This is a genomic window from Pseudactinotalea sp. Z1748 (assembly GCF_049725185.1).
Classification (GTDB): Bacteria; Actinomycetota; Actinomycetes; order Actinomycetales; family Beutenbergiaceae; genus CALKWS01.
In genome coordinates this window covers 53,788-73,711 of sequence record NZ_JBMPQB010000013.1, presented here as the reverse complement: position 1 = coordinate 73,711, position 19,924 = coordinate 53,788, and the positions used below count along the sequence as shown (strand labels likewise).

Genomic DNA, 19,924 nt, shown 5'->3' with positions numbered 1-19,924 from the left:
TGAATCAGCCCTCCTGTGTGGCGGAGAAGTCGGACCCCATCGCCGTGTTGGCGTACTCCGAGACCAGGAAGTCGGGGTCCACCAGCAGCACTTCGAGCACGTCTTCGGCCAAGCCCTGCTCTTGCACGAGCATTCGGCGCACGTCCACATCGGCGTGCTGGACCAGCGCCATCGCGCACTGGTGGCACCTGACCTGGCCCTTGTTCACCTTGTTGCGACACCGCGCCCACTGTTTACGGTTGGTGCCCGGCGGGGCCACTTCAGGTGTCACCAGACCGGCCTTGGTGGGCCGCCAGGATCGACACCTAACCATGGGACTCAGGCACGCTTCGCCAAGTCGGCCACACGGTCGAGCTGGCCCATCTGGTCCTGATCAACATCGACTTCGGCCAGCGCAAGTGCGGCCTTGGCATCAGAGGCAGCAAGTGACCCGCTCACCGCACCCAGGTGCTCCAGGACAGCCCACAGCGACTTCATCCGGGGCCTGCCCATCGTCATCGCCAGCACCGCACGCTCAGCACCGTCAGCGGCCGCCAGGTCCTTCACATCACTCAGCGCGCTCACCGCTCCGCGCGATGCGGTCATCACCGCAACCGTCAGCTCCACAGTCTCGGTGGGCGAACCCAACAGGGTCGCCAACAACTCCACGTCGGCGTCGCTGGCTTGTGCCAGTTCGGCGCTCTTAGTCGCCACCCGGCGGATCAGCGCGCGATCCGGTCCGGAACGCTTCCGGGACTTGGTCTTGGCGCCGGACTGGGCGGCCTGCTCCTCCTGGTGGTTCTCGTCCTGGTCCTCCTCGACCTGCTCGGGACGGTCCTGGTCAACCTCGTCGGTGGCGTCGAAGTCGCCTTGGTCTTCGTGCGGGTCGGTGCCTGCCTCGAAAGGTCCAGGGGTGTTGTAGGTGTCGATACTCATGGCGCGGGGTACCTCCAGGTCAAGTGCGATTGGGTTCACATAGACCCATGCGCACATGCACGGCCCGCCGCACTCACCCCGCGGCGCGGATGGCCGCTCGGCGAGCGGCAGATCGGCTGCCGACCCTGTTGGTGCGCCCGCCAGCGTTTTGCCGTCGAGCGTTCTGATCGGCGTGCACCCCGGCCGCGCCGGAGGAACGGTGCGCCATGCGCTTGGCGACCACGCCCGCGTCCAGTGCGTAGGTGTGGTCGGGCTTGCGCTTCTTTGCCTTGGTCATGATTTGCCGCCTCCCTCCTGTTGCAGGTGTGCGGGCAAGGCCACATCGCGCCACGAGCCAATAATCGCCCCTACCCGCCAGTGCCATAGCGGCCACCAGCGGCCCGCAGGTCGGATCCGTATACGGCGATTTGCGGCGCCAGCACGGAGCGGCGCGACCAGAGGCCCCGAGGAGCCGACCCGATGCGTCCGTGAGGCACTGGCGCCCCGGATTCACCCGGTGCATCACGCTCTGCGGCCGCCCGCCGACGCCGATTCAACGGTTTGCGCCGAAATCAGCGCACCCGAACGCCAGTGGGCAGTTACCGGCCCTGGCCAGGCCGAGGCGGTCCGGTTGGCCAACGGGCGGGCGCAAATCGGATCACGACGTGGTGGCTGTTAGCCGCCGGTGATCACCGACTGCACTTCGCCGACTCGATGGTCCACCGAGCGGCTCAGCTCGATCGGGATGGTGCCCTGCTGACCGCCTCCGGACCACTGCACCGTCCAGTGACTGACGGCAGTGATCGTGTGGGTGCCAGTGCTGCTGTAGGTGTGTCCGCACGTAGGCGAAGGTGAGGTGCCGGCAGCCTCGGTGTACGGGGTTCCGGGCGCGTTGGAGTTCGCGCACGTGACCGTGTTGCCATCACCCATCTGGTAGACGACTTGGTCCAACGTGCCGGTGGCACTCACGCTCACTCCTCCCGATGAGGCGCTGCGGGTGATCGGGCCCGTCGTGGACTCACCCGGGTTGTCCACCCACAACCAGGTGGGCAACCCGATCAGACCGTCGCTACCCTGCAATGGTGTGGTCCCGATCTGCCCTGCGGTGAGGTTCATCGCCGCTACTGCCTGCTGGGCCAAAACTTGTGGGGAGGGCCCCGAAGATGGCGGTTCAGGGGCCCAGATCAGAAACCCGTACCCGCTACTGGAATTGCAGCCCAACCACACGCCTTCCCCCGGCTCACGACCCTCCTGCTCCCAGATCGGATCATCATCTTCAGGCTGCGGGTCTCGCACGGAGACCCAGCACTGGTGCTGGCCGCTCCAGTCCCCGTATTCGGGATGCACACACGGAACAACCTCTCCGCTATCGCGAACGCACTCGGTGATTCCTTCTCCGCCACCGCCGCCATCTCCGGGGCCAGGGCTACCTTCGCCGCCATCCTGGATGCACTGCACCGATACCGCCCCAGTGGTGGGGTCGCGCGTTTCGATCAGAGTCCCGTCACATTGCACGTCGGCAAGGGCCGGCCAAGCCATCCACATCAGGGCGGTCCAGCCGATGGCGACCAGCAAGACCACGGCGGATAAGGCGGAACTTAGGGCCCTCAACATGTTTCAGCCAGTGGAGTGAACTCGCGGATCGTCCAGCGCTGCTCCTCATCGCCCTGCCGGTGCATCAACACATCGGTCGCAGCACGAGTCTGATCGGGCTGGTCAGCCTGGTTGCCCTCCCCATCGAAGACCTTGACGTCGCTGGAGTCAGTACAGACGTCGAACCGGATCATCTCCCCTCCCCCGCCAGTGGTGTCAGGGGTGTACTCAGTGGCCGTGGCAGACACGACACGAACAGCGCCCTCGGTGTACTGGCCCGACTCCTGCGCTTCGAGCATCACCGACTCTTGAGCCTGGCGGACCGGACTGGACCCCCAGAAGGGCTCCAATCGTTCCCGCCAGGTTTCGTAGCCATCGTTGGCGACTTCGGCGGCTACTCGGAAGTAATCGGTCAGGACGTCGCGAGCGTCTTCGATGTTCTGATCCTCCTCTGAGAGTTCTTCTGGTGGCTCCGGGTCGTCTGCGGGCTCCTCTTCGATGGCATCCTCGGCAGGGTTGGTGGTCTGAGTGGGCTCGTCGTCGGTTGGCTCCGGCGGGTTCGGCTCCTCGTTGTTGCACCCGGCGAGTCCCACGGTGAGCAGGAGGGCTCCCAAGGCTGCGGCCCACGTGTTGCGTCGTTTCCTGGTGGTCACCATGCCGCCTGCCTCGCTTTCGATCCGGTGGGATGGTTGAGTCTGTCTTCGATCTGGTCCAGAAGGTTATGGGTCTCTGCTTCCGGTTCGGCGCCTATCTTGACCAGTTGGGCCTCCAGGTTGGCCACGGTTCGACCGATACCATCGGTGTCTGACATCGCCCACTGGCAGCGGATGACGCAACGCCATAGCCGCTCCTCCCACGGGGCGACCTGCAGCCCGGTGCGCGCTGCCTGTAACCCTTGGGCAGGTCGCTGCGCGCTCAGCGAGCGGGTGGATGCGGCGTAGGCGACGTCGGCGATTGATGCGGTCATCTCCTCGGCGAGGAACTCCGCCCAGGCATACCGGCCGGCGCGCAGGCGGTAACGCCCCGGGCGTGACCGGTCGAAGGGCACCCCTCGAACCAGTGACAGCGCTGACATCAGATCTGCCACAGCCACCTTGGTCAACCCGCGACGTACCAGCGAAGTGAAGTGCTCCCAGTCGGTTCCCACCTCAGCCAGTTCATATAGTCCGTCATCGGCCACTCGGCGCAGGTAAGGCTGGCCCGTGGGGTCTTCGCCCAGCCAGGCACGAGCCCGGGAGACCGCGGAGTTGCGGGTGGAGGTGTTCGGCTGCAGGCCTGGCCAGATCGCCTCCGACAGCCCATGGCCATCCACCTGCCGGTGCAGTGCCAGGTAGGTGAGGATCTCCAGGGCTTGTGCCTCATGGGAAGGACGCAAAGGGCCAGTGTGCTCGGCCTCCATCACCACTGGGCCCAGCACGCGAATGGTCGGTGGACGAAGTTCAATCACCTGTCCCCCACTGGGCGCCTGCTCCACTACTGATGCTTCGACGGTCTGGCCCAGCAGCGGCTCATCTTCGGTGAGGTTGGCGGCCCATTGAGGTCCGGGGACAGTTCTGCTCGCGCGGGTCAGCACATCCAGGCAGGCGGCGTAGTTCGACTCGTCCAGCAGTTGGGGTTGCACCGCTAGACCCGCCGGTTCCAGGTGTGCCCTGTTCGCATCGGCAACCTGCACGGTCCACCTCGCGGCTTCCAGGCCCAGGCCAAGGCCCACCACCCCCGAGGCGCGGTTGGAGGTCAACTCGGCCAGCCAGGTCGACTCCTCGACGCTCAACGGTGTCCCGATGACCACAATCTCAGGGCTATGGGCATCCTGAGCCACCCCCATACCGCGGGCCTGAGGGATGTCGACTACTCCTGCGGCAGCGAGGATTTCCCGAGTAGACATCGCCGATTGGTACAAGGACCGCTGCACCTCAGATAGTGACTTCACGTGGCGCAGCCGGCCGGTGGGCACCACTTCGGCCAGTTCGGGAAGGCACCCCACCAGCGTGATCCGGGCACCCTCGGTCCACGGGTTGGTGGCCAGTTCGACCACCATCGCGCGCAGCGCCGCGGTGGCCAAGGTCATGGGGCCGTCGATGCTGAGCAGTCCCACGTGCTCGATGTCGATGTGCACGTTGGGCCCGGCCTCATCGCGGCCAACAGTGACCAGCGCCGGAAATGGGGCGCCGGCGACCACTTGGTCTGGCTCGCTCGGTTCAGGCAGGTCCCTGACCGGTGGGCGCGACCACACGGTGTTGGCGTGGGTACCCACCCATGGTTGGGGTAGTTCATCGGGTCTGTCCAAGTACAAGCGCACCGTGCCCTGGTGGGTTCGCGCGGCAGCAAGTCGGGGAAGGCCACGACCGTGTGCGGTGAAGTACTCACCCACTTCACGAAGGGCGGCGTCCACCATCGCCACCCCTTCAGAGTCAGCCACGTAACGCAGTTCGGCTTCCAGCACAGCAGAGGGCCCGGCCGGCATCTGCAACCGCTGGCCAGATGGCCGCTCCCGCTGGGCCAGGGCGCGGCGGGCCGAGACCACCGAGACCAACCCGGCGGCCAGTAACCCGCCTCCACCCCAGGTCGTCCATGACGAAGAGGCCGAAACATCCACATCCTGGCCAGGGGCGTCCGCGGGCATGTCATCTGCAGCATCGAGGATCGGGGCCCCGTGATCGACTACCCCTGGGGTGGTGTCATCTGGCACTGGGGCACGCAAATCCAGGCCGGCGAGGATTAGATCCTCTTCGGCCGTCGCGGGCTGGGCATGCACAGTCACATCAGGTGTGTGTGCGGTGGAGTACTGCAGTTGCCACCCAGGGCGCAGATGGTCAGGGTCTGTGAGGGCATCGCCATCGGCTTGGACCACGCCCCGGTTGGCCTCGAAGACCTCCATGACCTGGTCTGCGTCCCCCAGGTGCATCTGCGTGATCGCACGCAAAGTCTCTCCGGGCTGGACCGTGTGGGTGAAGGAAATCCCTGAGCCACTGTTCAACTGCGCCGAGGCATCAGTGACCTCGACCTCGGTCTGTTCCTCCTGACCGGCCACCTCAGCGGGCAACTCCAACACCCACCCGGGTTGCAGCCAGCGATCCTGGCGATCCAACTGAGAACCATCGGGCTGGACCCGGTCATAGTTCAGGTCAGCGATCTCAGCCCATCGCTGCCCATCGCCCAAGAACTGCTCGGCGACCTTCCACAGCGAGTCACCCGGCTGGACCGTGTACGTGGGTGCTTGGTGAACGTCATGTTCGTGCTCTTGCGCGCCGGACCTCTCATCGCCCTCATCAACGCGCTGCGTCGTTGCAACGCCGGAGGAGTCCGCCGGTTCCTGTCCATCTTGGCCACTATCGGCTGCTGCGGAAACCGCCGGGCCGGCCGCGGTGATGATGATTGCCCCCAACAGGATGGCGGCCAACTGCTGGGCCAGGCCAAGCCCGCGGATGGGACGAGCCGGACGCCCCATCCGCAGCGCCCGCACCTCACCGACCACAGCCACGGCGAAGGCGACCCATGCCAGCCAGCCCACCACGGTCAGCAATGCCAGGAACACGCCCCCGGTGTCGGGGGTCGTCAAGACGAGGCGTAACTGTTCCCAACTGGGCACCGATTGCGGCGGCCGCACCCCGAACGTCCACAGTGCCGCAGGTATCCCCACCAACAGCAGCGCCAGCACGACCGCAGCAACGATCGCGCGCAGCAGTTGCCTAATCCCGCTCATGGCGCGGCTACCTCCGGGTCTTCTGTCAGGATTCGAGCAGTGGCCCGCCCTTCGCCTGAGACTTCGTGGATTCCGACGATTGACAGCATCAGCGTCGGGGATGTGGCGGTCGTGGTCACCAGCACCTCATCGCCCTGGACGTTGACCGATCCACTGACTCCTTCGGCTGCCAGGGCTGCGTTACCGGCCTGGACTGCTGCGATGGCATCCAGGGACACACCGCGCCCGGCCAGCACGCCCGAGGAGTCGATTTGCTGGGTGGCTGTGCGTGCGGCGTGCTGTGCTGCTGAGTTGGCGTGCTCGATCGCGCGCCATTTGGCACCGCCGTCAACCACCAGTCCGGCCAAGGCGACCAGGGCGACCAGGAGCCCGGCCACCATGATGGTGATGGTGCCAGCCCCGCGCTCAGGGTCTTGATCTTTGAGTCGGCGAAGCACACCCATCTGTTTCAGCCCCTTTCCCGGTAGGTGTCCACGGCGCTTGCGGCTTGCGCGGTGTAAGTACGGGTGGACAACCCCGGCACCGGCAGGTGGGAGAAGTCCACGGTGCATCTGACCTCAACACTGACCTGCCCGGCGGTGCCCGCAGGGGTGGACAGCGCTGCAACGTTGGAGGTCACCGCGAAGTCTGCGCAGGTCAGGTCCTGCTCAGTCAGTGAGGTCTGCGCCGTCCGTTCTGCCGAAGCAGACGCGGCGGTGGAAGTTCGCTCCAAGGACGCGGTCCGGGCTGCTTCCCTGGCGGCTTGCTCCACCGTGCCTGCGGCACTGCTCATCATCCCCACTACGGCGATCAGCCCGATAAACACCAGCAGGACCGGCACCACGATCGCGGTCTCAACGACCACTGAACCACGCTCTTGACGTAGGCGTCGCATCACGGCTCAGTCCACCTTTCCACTGGGCCTTCGGCCGTAGCACTGACCGTCGGTGCCCAGAATCCGAGCAAACTCATCGACTCCCCTGTCACGTGGGCGGTGACGAACTCGGCGCCCCTGTCCACCTCGATGCTGATGGAGCCAATAGTTCCGGTCTGGGACAGCACCTGCTGTGCTGCGCTGACCCCTTCAGGCCCGCTGCCGCCCAACGACTGCGACACCTGCACAGCCCGGTCGGCGGCGTGCCGTACGCCGTTGAGGCTGTGGTAGTAGAACGCTGACTGCAGCAGCCCGATCAGGACCAGCAGCAAGACGGGGTAGACCAGCGCGTATTGGACTGCTACCCCGCCTCGCTGCTCCCTCAGTAACCACCGAGGTCGATGCGCGAGACGAGTCCTTCGATCATGGACACGATCTGGTCGCCCAAGAACACGGCGGCGATCACTCCCACGACGATGAGGATCCCGGTGATGATGATCTTCTCCATTGCGCACTCCTTTCACTTGTTCGGTCATAGGTTCATCCCTTGCAGGAACGGGTACCCCAGCGCCACTGCGAACACCAGCAGCAGACCGGTCACAGGAAGGGTGATCATCGTCGTGGCGCGCTTGGCGCCCTGACGGATCACGTTCACCCGGGCATTTCGCATCGAAGCCGCCCGTGCGCGAAGGTTGGCGTAAATCTCGGTCTCGTCCTCCCCGGCGCTGCGGGTGATGTCGGCGATAGCCCCCATCTCGGGCAGGGCGAGCCGGACCGACTCATCGGCCAGTGCCTGCCAGGCGCTCACCCCGGTCCAGCGCGCGTGTGCCAGCACACCGTGGATGCGCTTCAGGCCCGGGTGGTCGGCCACTTCGGTGGCATCCTGCATGCTCTGTGCCGCGCCAGCGCCGCTGAGGCGGGCGATGGCCATGAGCTCCAAGTACACAACGGCCGCTTCACTGAACTGTTCGCGCTGCTTAGCCGCCTGCGCGGTGAGACTGCGCCCCATGTAGGCGTAGGCCAGAACGGCGAAGACCAGTGCTGCACCGACCGAGGTCCCGACCGAGAACCCCAGCACCCCGGAGGCCACCGGCCCAACGAGTGCTCCCACCAGGGCGGCCACTGCGCGCTGGCCCAAGTGGGAGACCATTGAGGTGTCCGTGATGGCCAAGTCGTGCTTACTGGGCAGTAGGCCGGGAATCTTGCGCTCAGACAGCCGCGGCAGCATCCACGCGCCGAGCCAGTCGGCCAGGGCGTCAAGGCTCAGACCCGGCTCACTGGACAGTTCAGGGACTCCGGTGCGCCCATCGACGCGGTCCACTGCCCCTTGAAGGTTGGACCTGCCCGGAACCAGGGCCAGCAGTAGCACGCCCAAGCCGGCGGTGGCTCCCAGGCCGAGTACGAACGCTATCTGCCAGGTCATCTCGTGCTCCCACTCAGTGGCTGGAACAGCCTGCCGTCGGCAGGAACGGTGGCGAGTTTGCGCATCACGACCAGCAGGCCCACGTAGACCGCCACCAGGACCACTAGAAGCACTTGGCCTGAGGCGGTGGAGTAGGCGGAGGCGATCGTGGGGTGCATCGAACCGAGGACGGCCAGGCCGGTGGTGAAGATCGTCATGAACCAGGCAACCGTTCGAGACTCGGTGCCTTCGGCGTCGATCTGACGGCGCAACTCCAGCCGTTCAGTCATCGTCCTGCCCAGGCCATCCAGTGCCGCTTGTACCCCTCCGGCGCGGCGCCGAGCGCCGATGATGATGGTGGCCGCGACCATGTCAGCCAGTGAGTCATCCACCTCATCTGCCCACAGTCGCATCGCCCGCTCCAGTGGTTGCTGTGCGGACAGCCGAGCTGAAAGTCTCGAAACCGGCTCCTTCAGCGTCTGCCCGGTGGAGTCCACCGACCGTGCCATCGCCCGCTCCAGCGGCTCACCTGTAGCCAGCAGCCCAGCCACTGTGCGGGTCCAGGACTCCAGATCCTCCAGCAGCCCCGAGTTAGCCGAATCAACAGGCTTGCGCATCAGGGACGGTAGCCACATCGCAGCAGCGGGCACCAGGACCGCCAGGATCGGCACGCCCGTGATCACCCAGGCCGATACGCCCAGCACCACGGCCACGATGACCTTCCGGCGCAACTTGGCATCATTGGCCAGCCTGGTCCACAACCGTCCAGTTGGCGTGGCCACCTTCGGCTTCGGTCGCCCATCGGTCAGCGGGATGAACGCCGCCAGCAGCGCCATGACGGCGCAGGTGAGGCCAAGGCCCAGTAGGAGCGCGGTCACAGTCCATCACCCCAAAGCCCAGCGGGATTCATGGTGAACAGTTCCTGGTTGAACCCGCCCTCGACCAGGCGGGCGAGCATCTGGGGGGAGGGAAGGTGTGCCGGTACCGCCCTGCGGCCTTGCCCCGGTGCGAACACTGGTTTGGTGATGGCCCGACCAGCATCGGCGGAGTAGGCCACTTCAGCCACATCACGTACATACCGGTGCAGCCGCCCGGTTTTGGGATCACGGTCCTGGCCCAGGTAGACCACCAGGTCGATGACGTCCCCGATTTCCTGTTGGGCTGCCTCAGGGCTGCCGGTTGCGTAGGTGGCCATGCGCACCAGGCGGGAGAGCACCAGATCGGCTGAGTTGGCGTGCAATGTGGACAGCGATCCGTTGCCCATCTGCATCGCCTCCAACATCGCGTCCAGGTCGGTGTGGTGGCGAACCTCCCCGACGATGATGCGCGAGATGTTGTGCCGAAGGGCTGACGGCAGGATGTCCAGAGTGGTGATCTCACCCACGCGCCGCCCCATCGCGTCCCGCTCTCCAGATCCGCGCCGAGCGATGTAGGAGTTCACCAGGGGGTGGTTCTCGATGTCCTCATGCAGGTACAACTCGGGCTCGGTCTCAATGGTGGCGATCGCCTCATACGGGGGGATCTCATTGGCCAGGGCCCGCAGCATCGTGGTCTTGCCAGAGCCCTGAGATTGGCCGCTGACCACAAGTGAGCAGTGCGCCCGCACCGCGGAGGACAAGAAGTTAGCCAGCACCCGGTCGATCTCCCCCACCTGGATCAGGCTCGACAGGGTCGCATCGCGCAGTCGCTGCATGCGGATCGTGACGTTCGGGACGCCATCGGCAGTGATCCACCCGGTGGCTGCCATGCGTGCCCGATCAGGCAGTGGCAGGTCCAGCATCGGGGTGGATCGGGTGAAGGTGCGGTCTTCCTGGCGGGCGGCCAGGTCCTGCAACATCTGCACCAGGTCCTCGTTGCTGGAGGCCACCGGGCCGACCCGCTCCAACCCTCCGGTGGTGCGCACCACGTAGACCCGATCATGACCTTGGATCTTGATGTTCTCCACCGTGGCGTCATCCATGAGCGGCTGCAGACGCCCCATCCGGAACAGTGCGTCAAAGACCGCAGATTTCAGTTCGGCCTGGCGGGTGGTGTCCCACCGGGCCGCCCCGCCCACAATCAGGGAGTCGGTGCGGTCTCGGATGACGTCTTCGATGATGGAGCGGCCCAACTCCTCCCGGGCTTGCGCGCTGACCCCCTCACGTCCCTCCAACGCGCTGGCAAGCCGGTCACCGGCAACCTTGCGCAGTTCATCGACCTGTGACCAGAACTCCTCCCCGCCCCTACTCGGTTCACCCAGTCCACGGGAGCTCACGGCCGCGGCCTCGACCTCGTCCGGTCTCTGGTCGAAGCGGTAAGTTGGCGCAAGTGGCTCGGTGTCGAAAGCATCGGAGGAGTTGTCATCGAAGACGGGCAGTTGCGTCCAGTCGACGGGATCAACGGCGGTGGTCGCATCGTTGCGGCTCATACGCTCACCTCCCCCAGCAGGCTCAGGCGGCGACGTTCGATCTTGTTCTTGGCTGCCGATGCCACCACCTGCAAGTCGCGAACCAGCCTGGAGCGCTCGAACTTGCCCTTGGCGTTGGCGCCATCACTCAGTACGGTCGCGTTCTGCGGATCCCACCCGACCTGCCCCAGTAACGGCAGCCCACAGACCTTGGCAACCTCCTTGGCCGGGTAGCCGTGCAGGTTCTCCATCGCTACCAGGTAGGTGGTGGCGAAGTCGCCATCGGAGGTGCCTGCCTCCAGGTGCTCGGCGGCTTTCCGGGCGGTCAGTACCTCCGGAAGCCGGGACCTGGTCAGCATCAGCCGCAAGTCTGCGGCGGCGAGCAGCCCTTGACGAGAGTCGCTGATGGTGGTGTAGCGGCCGAAGTCGAGGATCACGTCCAAGCCGGCCGCTTCCAGGGACGTGAAGGCCGGAATCAGGTCGGACCACAAGGTGGACATCGCCCGTGCCTGGTTGGGGTGAGACAGTCCGGCCAGCAGGTCCACATCTTTGGCCAGCGAGATTGTGTGTTCACGTGCGTTGAACGCCTCGCGGCCCTGGTTGCGGGCCAATGCCAGATCCACCAGTCCGCCGCGGTGTGGCATCTGCCCGCGCAGGTAACCGGCGATCACCGAAGATCCGGCCGAATCCACTTCGGCGATCAGTACCGGGTTTGGCCAGTGCAGGGCCAACCCGAGGGCAGTGGTCGAAACCCCCGGGGAGCCCTTGACGGAGAACAGCGCTACCAGGGCCATCAGGATTCCCCTGCGGCATCCAGGACCAGTGCCACCCGTCCGGTGGCAGCGCGAGCAGCCAGCCCGGGTGCCTCATCGGCCCCTACTTCCAGATCGACGACTTTCACCCCGGTCCCCTCCAGTTCGGTCACCGATAGGACAGTCGCTAGGATTGCGTGAGGTGACTCCAAGGGCGGATCGGATTGAGAGCCGGGGGTGTCAACGATACGGACCTGGTCGCCGGCCACCAGGGTGTGGGCAGGCATCTGGGAGGAGTCCAGGGCCACGCCGACGAAAGCCGACCCCTCCTCGGGTGCCAGGGTGGTGGTGAAGCCACCCGGGCTCAACGTGGCACCAGGGACCAGACCCACCGCCGCCACCTGGCCCACCACGCCGGCCATCTCATCGGCCGGCACCGATTCCAAGGAGGTCTCCTGCGGCAGTTCAGCGACCTGCAAGTGGTCGGCGGTGATGGCCTCGCCCCTGGCTATATGACTAGAGACGACCAGGACTGGCGAGGTCTCTGAGGCGCTGGACAGCAGGTGGTTGAAAGCAAGCGTCGTCCCGGCCAGCAGGGCCAACGCCAACGCAATCATCGCTGCTGAGCGGCGCCGCGGCACCGGGCGCTGCCGCACCTTGGACCGCTCTGCTTCCCGGGCACGCTTGCGCCTGGGCAACTTCGTCCTAGGGCTCTCACTTCGTTGTTCGAGCATTTTCACACCCCGTTCGCAGTGCCTCGCAAGGCCCGACATTCCGAACCTTAGTCATATCCACAAGGCATATCGGCCCTTTTTTCGAATCTCTCAACCTGCGGACTCCTGCCCCCGCCGGCCCTTTCAGTGCCATTGGGCAATAGTCAGCGGTCTGGTCTTGAAATGGGCAAGGTCCCGGGCAAGAGCGGCTGTTCAGCATTGGCTCCAACAGCAACCCGTGGAGGCACCGATGCCCGCCCTGACCCTCAAAGACCGGCTTGCAGCGCTCACCTGCGAGGACGAGGAGCACAGGCGCTCCGAAGGTTTGCGCGAGATTTTCGCCGATCTCATGCCAGCCCTTCGCCGCCAAGCCCGTGGGCTGTGTCGCATCAACGGCGTCAGTTTCGCTGACAACGGTGAAGACGTTTACCAGATGGTGCTGGAGGTGGCGTGGAAGACCATGACCGACCTGTTGAACAACCCTGCCAAGTTGGAGCAAGTGCCCTCGCTGGAGCAGCGCTTGTGGGTGGCGGCCCGCCCGGTGGTGCGCTCGGAGATGGACAAGGCCAAGTCGCCGGCCTCTGGGATGGTCAGCGTCCAGCGCCGGCGGCGTGAGTATCAGCGAACAGTGTTGGAGATGATGGGCCTTGGATATCAAACCCCATCGGTTGATGAAGTGCTCGTGGCCACCAACCAGCGTCTGGCGAGGCTGTGCACCGACGCCGCCCGCCAAGGCATGGTCGTGACCGCCCGCGATGTGGCCAGCACTGAAGTCCCAGCGAATGTTGACACCTCCGCCGTGGTCGTGGGTGACACGGCCGAAGGCGAGGCGATCGCCACCGATATGGCGGACAGGATTCTGGCGGCCACCAAGGCAGCCGGTGAGCTCCCCCACAGGGCCGCTGCCGTGCTGATCGGGCAGGCCGTCGGGCCGTGCGGTGACACCTCTGCTCAAACCGTCCGTCTCATCGGTGAGCAACTGGGGGTTAGTGCCTCCAGAGCCAAGGGATTGCTGGCCTGCGTCCGGCAATGTGCCGAAGATGCGCTGCGGGCCAGTGGCTACTCCTCCCCCGCCATCTGAATCTCCGGGCCCTGGGCGCACGCGGGACCCCGCCTCTGCGGCGAAGCAGGCTTCAGGGTGCATGTCTAGGGTCCTCCAATTGGTCGCTCCTCACTAGGACCCATGCGCACATGGTCGGATGCCTGTGTCACGATCGGCTCAGGACACTGAAGAAGGGGAGTTTCCGTGGGCTCGAAACGGATCATGGCCGCCGAAGACATCGGCACCATCATTCGGGCTGCGCGCAAGCGCCAGGGGGTCACTCAGGAAGAACTCGCAAAGCGCCTCGGTGCCCACCGCCGGTACGTCTCGGCGCTGGAGAACGGGCACTCCACCCTTGCGCTGCGAAGGGCACTGGAGGCCTTCGATGTGCTCGGGCTGGACGTGTCCATCACCGACAACAAGCCCGCGCCCCGCAAGCGCACCTCGCCCAGGCCTGCCGCGAACACCGGGAACCAGCCGCAATCGTTGGCACACAAGCAATCACGCTCCCCACTCAGGTGGCTACGCCGCCGGCGCCAGTCCGCCACCGACTGAGACAGCGTCCTGACCCCAGCCCAGCCCGGCGGAGGCGAAAAGGGCCCGGGCGACATGGGCCACCACACCGGTGTTGACCGCGTTGCCGGCTTGCTTGTACGCGGTGGCATCATCGACGACCCCGGCACCGAAGACCTCATCGGGCAGACCCTGTAACCGTCCTGCTTCCACTGGGGTGATACGCCGGCGGCGGGAGCCGATGATGGAGGTCTGGGTGATGGCCACCAGTGCTGGCAGATACGTCGCCGGCTTCACCCGCACACCTGAGGGGCGCAAGTGGATGGTCAGTTCCCACAGGTTGCGGCGGGCGCGGGTGGGCTGGGTGCTGCGGGCCTGCCATTCCAGTTTGCGCCGGGAGGCCGGGAAATCAGGAACCTGGTGGCGGGCCAGCCAAGCGTCGATGAAGGCCCGGTGGCGGTTGTAGAACGCGGAGTTCTTCTGCAGGATCGCCTTCTTCCACGCCGGTGTGCCTGCGTGGTTGAGCGGGGTGGATGTGAAGGCATCAACCCAGATGGGGAACCCCGGAAGCATGTCGTCGGGAAGGCCGCGGATGAAGTCCTGCCACGCATCCAGCCAGGCCACCTCCGTAGGGCGCAACCGGTAGCGCTCCGGATGGGGCACATCGGCCTCATCGAGCAGGTAATCCTCGATATTCCACCGGTTCGGGTCCCAATCCGGTGAGGGCTCGGCGGCCACCAGCGGCTGCTGGTTCAGGACCGCACCCGGTTCATCGACCCGGGTGCCCAGGATGAACACCCGCTCACGGGACTGCGGTGCACCACCTTCAGCCGGAGAGAGTTTGTGCGGGCTGATGACCACCGGCTGGTCGCTGACCCGGTACCCCTGGGCGTGCAATGAGGCCACGATGCTCGCCCAGGTGTGGGCGTGGCGGGGGCCGGCCAGGTTACGGACGTTCTCCAAGATGAGAAACCGTGGTCGCTTGGCCTCGATGATGCGCAGGATGTCGAAGAACAACGTGCCGCGCGTGGAGTCGGCCACCCCCTGCTGGGCCCCGGACTTGGAGAACGGCTGGCACGGGAACCCAGCGCACAGCACGTCATGGTCGGGCACCAACTTGGCCACATCCCGTAGCGGCCTGTCCGCCCCGGTGGGGGCCTGGGTCATAGCCCGGATATCCCCAGCGATGGCCCCGGTGGCGGCCATCTGCGGCCAGGTCGCGGCGTAGATCTGCTGGCACTTGGGGTCTGACTCCACCGCCAACACGCACTGCCCACCAAAGTCTGGTGCGGTCAGGGCGTGGTGGAACCCGCCGATACCGGCGAACAGGTCAATGAACCGAAACATCGGCATGCGAGTTCTAGACCGGATCAGCCATCCTCAGCGATGCGGTGCTCACTCACCCACTGCTGAACCTGGTCGAAGGGCACGAAGCGGTCCACCCCGGTGTTGGTCATCGTCAGCCGCACGTAAGTGTCAGTGTCGGGCGCCCCATGCCCGGCCGGGGAACCATCTGCATCTGCGAACCGGCCACCGCGAACAGTGGCGGAGCGGACCTGACCATCATCATGCTCAGCGAAACGCACCTTCGCCTGGGACACCTGCCAGTCGGCGACCTGCACCGCCGCGCGCATCTGCTCCATGCTCATCGGCGCCAACCGGCGCTGGTGGACGTAGATCTCATCGAACTGCCGGTCCATCGCCCTGGCAGTGGCCAGCGCGGAATCGAAGCCATCGGCGGCCAGGTCATCAGTGGCCTCGGCGAGCTCGAAGGTCTTGGACACATCAAACCCGTCCCGGTTCGGGACCTTCACCGTGTAGGTCCCCGGTGTGTACTCATCCATCCCCATGTGCCCGGGGTTGACCGCCACCCTTGGTGTGGGCGCGGCACGCTGGACGGCGTAGTGATGGGCCAGCATGTCCCCCACGTACTGGGTCTGAGCGGCGAACAGGTCATCGTCGGAGGCGCTGTCATAAGTCTGCAGCCGGTCGTACTCCACATCCGGTTCATCCTGGCCCAACAGGACCTCGGCCAGTTCCCGGTCCCGATCCTGCAGGGAGGCCAGTGCCCGAAGGTGCTCAGGCTCATCGGCCAGGGACACCCCCGATGCGGGCTTGTTGGTCTCGGCGAACTGGCCACCGGTTGGTTGGCCGGAGGCTTGGCGGGCAATATTTAGGTTGCTCATGGCCATGGTGTGTCCGGGAGATTGCAGACCACGCGACCTCATGCCGCTAGGGGCTGATCACATTCCCGCATCCATGCACCTCTCGGTGATCGCCAGGATTGCGTCCGTGCCGTCCATGCCGGTCGCGCCCTCGTCCCAGTCGTCGGCTATGGCTTCCCATTCAACGTCGATGATGCTGCACAGGTGCTCTTTGCGGTCCTGGGGGAAGTTACCCCAGGCGGCATCGAGGGCTTCCGCGGGATCGTCCGCTTCGGGTTCGGGTGAGGCTTCGACGCTCTCGCCCGTCGCTCGGTGCAACTCGCCCTCTACGGCGCCAGGTTCAGATCCGGCGCCGTCGCATCCGGCGAGCAGTAGCAAGCCGATCGCAGCAGCCATCCCGGCGACCTTGTGTTTGGTGCTCATCGCTCCCTCTCTAGGTAGCGCTGGATTGCCCAGCGGATCATGCCTGACCGGTCGCGACCCTCTTCGGCCGCCCGGTGGTCTATCTGGTCCAACTCATCCGCGGTGAGCCGCAGGGTGACGGACTGGTCGCGTCTCTCGTCCACGTAAGACAATGTAACACGGTTGGGGGTGACCTGTGGCGCAAGCAACCGATGCTGTGTGGGTCAGCGTCCTGCCTGACCTGAAAAACTTCGGCACCGGCATCATCAAGGGCACCGGTAAGCACACCGATAAGACCGGCCGGAGCCTAGTGCCTTGCCGAGCATGGGTGGCGTGGTAGGTCTTAGCGACAGTCAAGATCAGGTGCATCGCTAGCAGCAACTGGTGGTCGTTGGCGGTCCAGGCACGGGAGTCCCACTCATCCTCGATGGCATAGCCGCCGGCCGATACCTCCGACCAGCGGGCCAGCGTCAGACCCTCATCATCGGCGACGCTGAGAACATCATCCAGTTCAGCACGCAGCGTCTGAACCTCATCGGCTGACAGTCCACCGCCTTCGATGACGTCGTTGACGGCGTCGGTGGCGTAGGTGGCGTAGGTGCGGAAAGCCTGCGCACTCCACGTGCGTACGTCCCGGCTACCGGTGAGTTTCTCGGCCCAGTAGTCGGCGTTGATGTGCCCATCGGGTTGGCCAGTGTCGAAGAAGGCGAGCATGTTCGGCGCCCGGGAGAAGGTGAATCCGGCGCCCACATCGCCGGCTGTACTCAGGTGGCCGGGCCAGGTGATGACATCGAAGTGCCAAATCGAGGTGCCCGGCTCGGTAAACCGCAGGTGCCGGTACAGCCCCTCGTCGTGCAGCACGCGCAACTGGTGGCCTGCGGTGTTGCGTCGGACCTGCTCCAGCACCGCGGGGTAGCAGTACCAGGGAAGTGTCCCGGCTCAGCCTGGGCAGTAGTGGTGCAGCGGGGCTCCTTGCCGGGGCCTGCGGTGGGTGTGGTCCTGGCGATCCCGGCTTGGGGGCTTCCCACCATGGGCAGTGTTCGGCGAGCCTGGCGGGGTTGCGGGTGGCTGGGTCGGTGGCGACAGATACGGGCGCGGGTCATGGCGTGCTCCTGTGGTCGCGGGCGATGTCGATGGCCTGGACTATCTCTTCGGCGGTCTCGGCTGCCACGGTGCGGGAAGCGGCAGCGAGCACGGCCGGGATCGCCCGTTCGATGTCATGCCACGAGCAGTCCGGTGCTTCCAGTTCGCGCTTGATGTAGGAGGGGTGGCAGGTGCATCCGCCGGTCCTGTCCCTCAGCACCTTGCGGACGGCTTCGGCGCGGGCGTCGTCGGTCGTGTTCACGTGGGTTCTCTAGGGCGGTGTCTCAGGCGGCGGCGGACTCGCGGGCTTCGCCGAGATCCTCGACGTGCTGGACGATGCGGACCTGGTTGCCGTCGCTGGTCTCCTGCATTTCCACCCACACCAGCACCCGGTGGCCCTTCAGCCCGGAGAGCCGCTTGGCCAGCGCCAGGCCCTCACCGTCGGCGCCGTCAGTGCGTTCGGTGCGCACCGGCTCCAGGCCATCGGGGTAGTGCTTGGACGGCTGGGTTTTCAGGGTGATCTTCCCGCGTGTGGAGGACTTCTCCCGCACCACCTTCGTCACCACACCGGTGAACACCTTGGCGTCGGCCAGCGCGTCCAGTTTCCGGCGCACCGGGGAACGCTCCCCCAGCATCAGGTAGATGGACTTGGCCTGAGTGGCGATGCGCCCCTGGTATTCATCAGGGCTTTCATCCTCACCCACCGGCCCGGCGGAGTTGACGGCTGCCAGGACGATCTCTTCGCGGCTGATCGTGGACATGAGTTTGCTCTTCCTTCTGCTGGATTTGGGCTAGGCCGCGTCAGGTACGGCGCGGGTGGCAAGGTCGGCCCACGGACGCCCGCCGTAGGAGTCGGTGTGCAAGGTGATGACCGTCTTGGCGATCGACACGCTGCGACGGGTGGCCACAGCCACCCATGCGTCCCAGTCCTCTTCGCTGCCACCGAAGGGCAACGGGACGGTCTTCAACACTGCGTGCAGCGCGCCACGCAGGCGGGTGTTGGCACCAGCGCCCCAGTCGCGGGTGCCCACCATCTCCTCCTGAGCGTCCAGGACGATGGTGGCGAACGTGCCCGACAGCCCCTTGACGGTGGAGGGAGAGATCTTGATGCCCGCGGTGCCCAGTTGTTCCACGGCCAGGGACACCAGCCCGAACAGGGCGGTGGACGTGTACGAGTTGGGGTCCAGGTCGCCGTCGGGGTGGGGGTCCTCCCACGGCTTGGCCTCTCTGCGGGTGAAGCCGTCGATCATGGCGATCTCCTTGCTGGTTAGTGATGCCGAACTCCCGCTGACGCGGGGCTCATCGTCTTGGTGTGCGGCCCGGTGGTCCTTGTGCCACGCTTCTTCGCTCTCTTGGCCATCCAGTTCGGCGAACACATCGGTTGCCTCATCGGCCTGAACGGGGTCGAGCTCGTCTCGCTCCAGGGCCTGGATGAGGTCTTGGGTCATGTCCCACGTGCGGCGCTTGCGTACCGGCCCGTGGCCCTGAGGTGAGACGATCCCGAGGTGGTCGGCGCTGGGGGCGGGCACCTTGGCTTCCTTACCTTCGGCCTTGGCGGCCGGGCAGGAGTTCACCAGCGGGCACCACCCGCACAGGGCTGTGACCTTCGTGGCGAACTCACCGCAGGCCACATACCCCTTCAGGTCCTGCCAAGCGCGAACGAACAGCCCGGTGGTGCGCTTGACCGCTGGGCCGGTGACCGACACCCGGCGCGAGCGGCCCACCCCGGTGTAGTACAGGGCGGCGTACTTGGGTTTGATGCCGTACCGGGCCTCATAGGCGGCGAAGTACAGGCGCAACTGGTCACCTTCGGGGTCCCCCCAACGCTTGGCATCCGCACCGGAAGTGGCTTTCCCCGTTTTAAAATCTGACACTTGTATCGCATCGTTCTCCAACTGCTCAACCAGGTCGATGAATCCATCGAACGGGACACCACCAACCTCCACACCGTTGAACCGCTCCTCGGTGGACAGCACGCTCACCTGCGCTGGGTCGGTGATCTTGAACAGCGGGATGACCTTGTCCATCACCGCAGCTGACCACTGCAGGCGCTGCACCTCTTCAGAAGGTCGCCACACCTCATCACCAAGGTCGATCAGGTGCTGCATAGCCCGGTCCTGGGTGCGCCGGGTGGCGCGGTCGTTGAACAGCCGCTCGAAGACGGTGTGGGCGCTGGTGCCGAGGGCCGCCGGGGAGAACGGGTCCTCATCGCGGGGAAGCAGTTTCTCGGCGACGTAGCGTGAGGGGCAACCCCGCATCGCATTCATCGTGGAGGCCGACATTGCCGAACGGTCCACCCGCTTCAGGGCCTCGGCGCTGGTGATGGCGAGTTTGTCGCCGCGCCATTCCAGCGGCAACGGGCCAGCGAGGATCGGTGCCGGGGCAGTGGTGGTGGACATAGTAGTTCTAGCCCGGTTGGCCAC

Annotated in this window: 25 protein-coding genes; 2 read left to right on the top strand and 23 right to left on the bottom strand. The window is 65.7% G+C overall.

Translation table 11 applies throughout. The annotated features are described in order from the left end of the window. Positions 1-4: 4 nt before the first annotated feature. The 15 genes from ACO0LU_RS18905 to ACO0LU_RS18835 form a co-directional block, all read right to left on the bottom strand. On the bottom strand, positions 5-271 hold the full coding sequence (locus ACO0LU_RS18905) for a hypothetical protein (RefSeq protein WP_424792900.1): 267 nt from the start codon (positions 269-271) through the stop codon (positions 5-7). 47 nt (positions 272-318) lie between these two features. After that, a complete protein-coding gene (locus ACO0LU_RS18900) occupies positions 319-915 on the bottom strand; it encodes a hypothetical protein (RefSeq protein ID WP_424792899.1) in 597 nt (198 codons plus the stop codon). Positions 916-988: 73 nt separating this feature from the next. Beyond that, complete coding sequence (locus ACO0LU_RS18895; protein ID WP_424792898.1) at positions 989-1,192, bottom strand: hypothetical protein; 204 nt, start codon at positions 1,190-1,192, stop codon at positions 989-991. Positions 1,193-1,569: 377 nt separating this feature from the next. Next, complete coding sequence (locus ACO0LU_RS18890) at positions 1,570-2,010, bottom strand: hypothetical protein (protein WP_424792897.1); 441 nt, start codon at positions 2,008-2,010, stop codon at positions 1,570-1,572. 491 nt (positions 2,011-2,501) lie between these two features. Continuing rightward, complete coding sequence (locus ACO0LU_RS18885) at positions 2,502-3,143, bottom strand: hypothetical protein (protein WP_424792896.1); 642 nt, start codon at positions 3,141-3,143, stop codon at positions 2,502-2,504. Further along, positions 3,137-6,190, bottom strand: coding sequence for a LysM peptidoglycan-binding domain-containing protein (locus ACO0LU_RS18880; protein WP_424792895.1), 3,054 nt, complete (start codon positions 6,188-6,190; stop codon positions 3,137-3,139). Before ACO0LU_RS18880 ends, ACO0LU_RS18885 begins: the two co-directional genes overlap by 7 nt. Then, positions 6,187-6,633, bottom strand: coding sequence for a pilus assembly protein TadG-related protein (locus ACO0LU_RS18875; protein WP_424792894.1), 447 nt, complete (start codon positions 6,631-6,633; stop codon positions 6,187-6,189). The genes ACO0LU_RS18880 and ACO0LU_RS18875 overlap by 4 nt, the downstream gene beginning before the upstream one ends. A gap of 5 nt (positions 6,634-6,638) precedes the next feature. Then, a complete protein-coding gene (locus tag ACO0LU_RS18870; RefSeq protein ID WP_424792893.1) occupies positions 6,639-7,034 on the bottom strand; it encodes a TadE/TadG family type IV pilus assembly protein in 396 nt (131 codons plus the stop codon). Positions 7,035-7,063: 29 nt separating this feature from the next. Then, the gene (locus tag ACO0LU_RS18865; protein ID WP_424792916.1) at positions 7,064-7,429 is read right to left on the bottom strand and encodes a TadE/TadG family type IV pilus assembly protein; all 366 of its coding nucleotides are present in this window, start codon (positions 7,427-7,429) and stop codon (positions 7,064-7,066) included. Further along, entirely contained in the window at positions 7,426-7,551 is a 126-nt protein-coding gene (locus ACO0LU_RS18860; RefSeq protein WP_424792917.1) for a hypothetical protein, read from the bottom strand. The genes ACO0LU_RS18865 and ACO0LU_RS18860 overlap by 4 nt, the downstream gene beginning before the upstream one ends. A gap of 24 nt (positions 7,552-7,575) precedes the next feature. Then, complete coding sequence (locus ACO0LU_RS18855) at positions 7,576-8,466, bottom strand: hypothetical protein (protein ID WP_424792892.1); 891 nt, start codon at positions 8,464-8,466, stop codon at positions 7,576-7,578. Beyond that, the gene (locus ACO0LU_RS18850) at positions 8,463-9,323 is read right to left on the bottom strand and encodes a type II secretion system F family protein (RefSeq protein ID WP_424792891.1); all 861 of its coding nucleotides are present in this window, start codon (positions 9,321-9,323) and stop codon (positions 8,463-8,465) included. Before ACO0LU_RS18850 ends, ACO0LU_RS18855 begins: the two co-directional genes overlap by 4 nt. Continuing rightward, a complete protein-coding gene (locus ACO0LU_RS18845; RefSeq protein ID WP_424792890.1) occupies positions 9,320-10,852 on the bottom strand; it encodes a CpaF family protein in 1,533 nt (510 codons plus the stop codon). The genes ACO0LU_RS18850 and ACO0LU_RS18845 overlap by 4 nt, the downstream gene beginning before the upstream one ends. After that, positions 10,849-11,625 (bottom strand): hypothetical protein, encoded by a 777-nt coding sequence (locus ACO0LU_RS18840; protein ID WP_424792889.1) that lies wholly within the window; start codon positions 11,623-11,625, stop codon positions 10,849-10,851. The genes ACO0LU_RS18845 and ACO0LU_RS18840 overlap by 4 nt, the downstream gene beginning before the upstream one ends. Next, the gene (locus ACO0LU_RS18835) at positions 11,625-12,317 is read right to left on the bottom strand and encodes an SAF domain-containing protein (protein WP_424792888.1); all 693 of its coding nucleotides are present in this window, start codon (positions 12,315-12,317) and stop codon (positions 11,625-11,627) included. Before ACO0LU_RS18835 ends, ACO0LU_RS18840 begins: the two co-directional genes overlap by 1 nt. 229 nt (positions 12,318-12,546) lie before the next feature. On the opposite strand from ACO0LU_RS18835, the gene ACO0LU_RS18830 reads away from it, so the two are divergent. Continuing rightward, complete coding sequence (locus ACO0LU_RS18830) at positions 12,547-13,377, top strand: hypothetical protein (protein ID WP_424792887.1); 831 nt, start codon at positions 12,547-12,549, stop codon at positions 13,375-13,377. Between the two features lie 165 nt (positions 13,378-13,542). After that, entirely contained in the window at positions 13,543-13,893 is a 351-nt protein-coding gene (locus ACO0LU_RS18825; protein ID WP_424792886.1) for a helix-turn-helix domain-containing protein, read from the top strand. Here ACO0LU_RS18825 and ACO0LU_RS18820 read toward each other — a convergent pair. The 8 genes from ACO0LU_RS18820 to ACO0LU_RS18785 form a co-directional block, all read right to left on the bottom strand. Continuing rightward, the gene (locus ACO0LU_RS18820) at positions 13,861-15,204 is read right to left on the bottom strand and encodes a DNA cytosine methyltransferase (protein WP_424792885.1); all 1,344 of its coding nucleotides are present in this window, start codon (positions 15,202-15,204) and stop codon (positions 13,861-13,863) included. The genes ACO0LU_RS18825 and ACO0LU_RS18820 overlap by 33 nt on opposite strands. Positions 15,205-15,221: 17 nt before the next feature. Then, on the bottom strand, positions 15,222-16,037 hold the full coding sequence (locus ACO0LU_RS18815; RefSeq protein ID WP_424792884.1) for a hypothetical protein: 816 nt from the start codon (positions 16,035-16,037) through the stop codon (positions 15,222-15,224). Positions 16,038-16,094: 57 nt separating this feature from the next. After that, complete coding sequence (locus ACO0LU_RS18810; RefSeq protein ID WP_424792883.1) at positions 16,095-16,439, bottom strand: hypothetical protein; 345 nt, start codon at positions 16,437-16,439, stop codon at positions 16,095-16,097. Then, positions 16,436-16,582: a CopG family transcriptional regulator gene (locus ACO0LU_RS18805; RefSeq protein WP_424792882.1), complete on the bottom strand. Its 147-nt coding sequence runs from the start codon at positions 16,580-16,582 to the stop codon at positions 16,436-16,438. Before ACO0LU_RS18805 ends, ACO0LU_RS18810 begins: the two co-directional genes overlap by 4 nt. After that, entirely contained in the window at positions 16,533-17,324 is a 792-nt protein-coding gene (locus ACO0LU_RS18800; protein ID WP_424792881.1) for a hypothetical protein, read from the bottom strand. Before ACO0LU_RS18800 ends, ACO0LU_RS18805 begins: the two co-directional genes overlap by 50 nt. A gap of 193 nt (positions 17,325-17,517) precedes the next feature. Next, positions 17,518-17,763, bottom strand: coding sequence for a hypothetical protein (locus ACO0LU_RS18795; RefSeq protein ID WP_424792880.1), 246 nt, complete (start codon positions 17,761-17,763; stop codon positions 17,518-17,520). 22 nt (positions 17,764-17,785) lie between these two features. Beyond that, positions 17,786-18,262 (bottom strand): hypothetical protein, encoded by a 477-nt coding sequence (locus ACO0LU_RS18790; protein WP_424792879.1) that lies wholly within the window; start codon positions 18,260-18,262, stop codon positions 17,786-17,788. 30 nt (positions 18,263-18,292) lie between these two features. Next, positions 18,293-19,900 (bottom strand): RecB family exonuclease, encoded by a 1,608-nt coding sequence (locus ACO0LU_RS18785; protein WP_424792878.1) that lies wholly within the window; start codon positions 19,898-19,900, stop codon positions 18,293-18,295. Between the last annotated feature and the right edge of the window lie 24 nt (positions 19,901-19,924).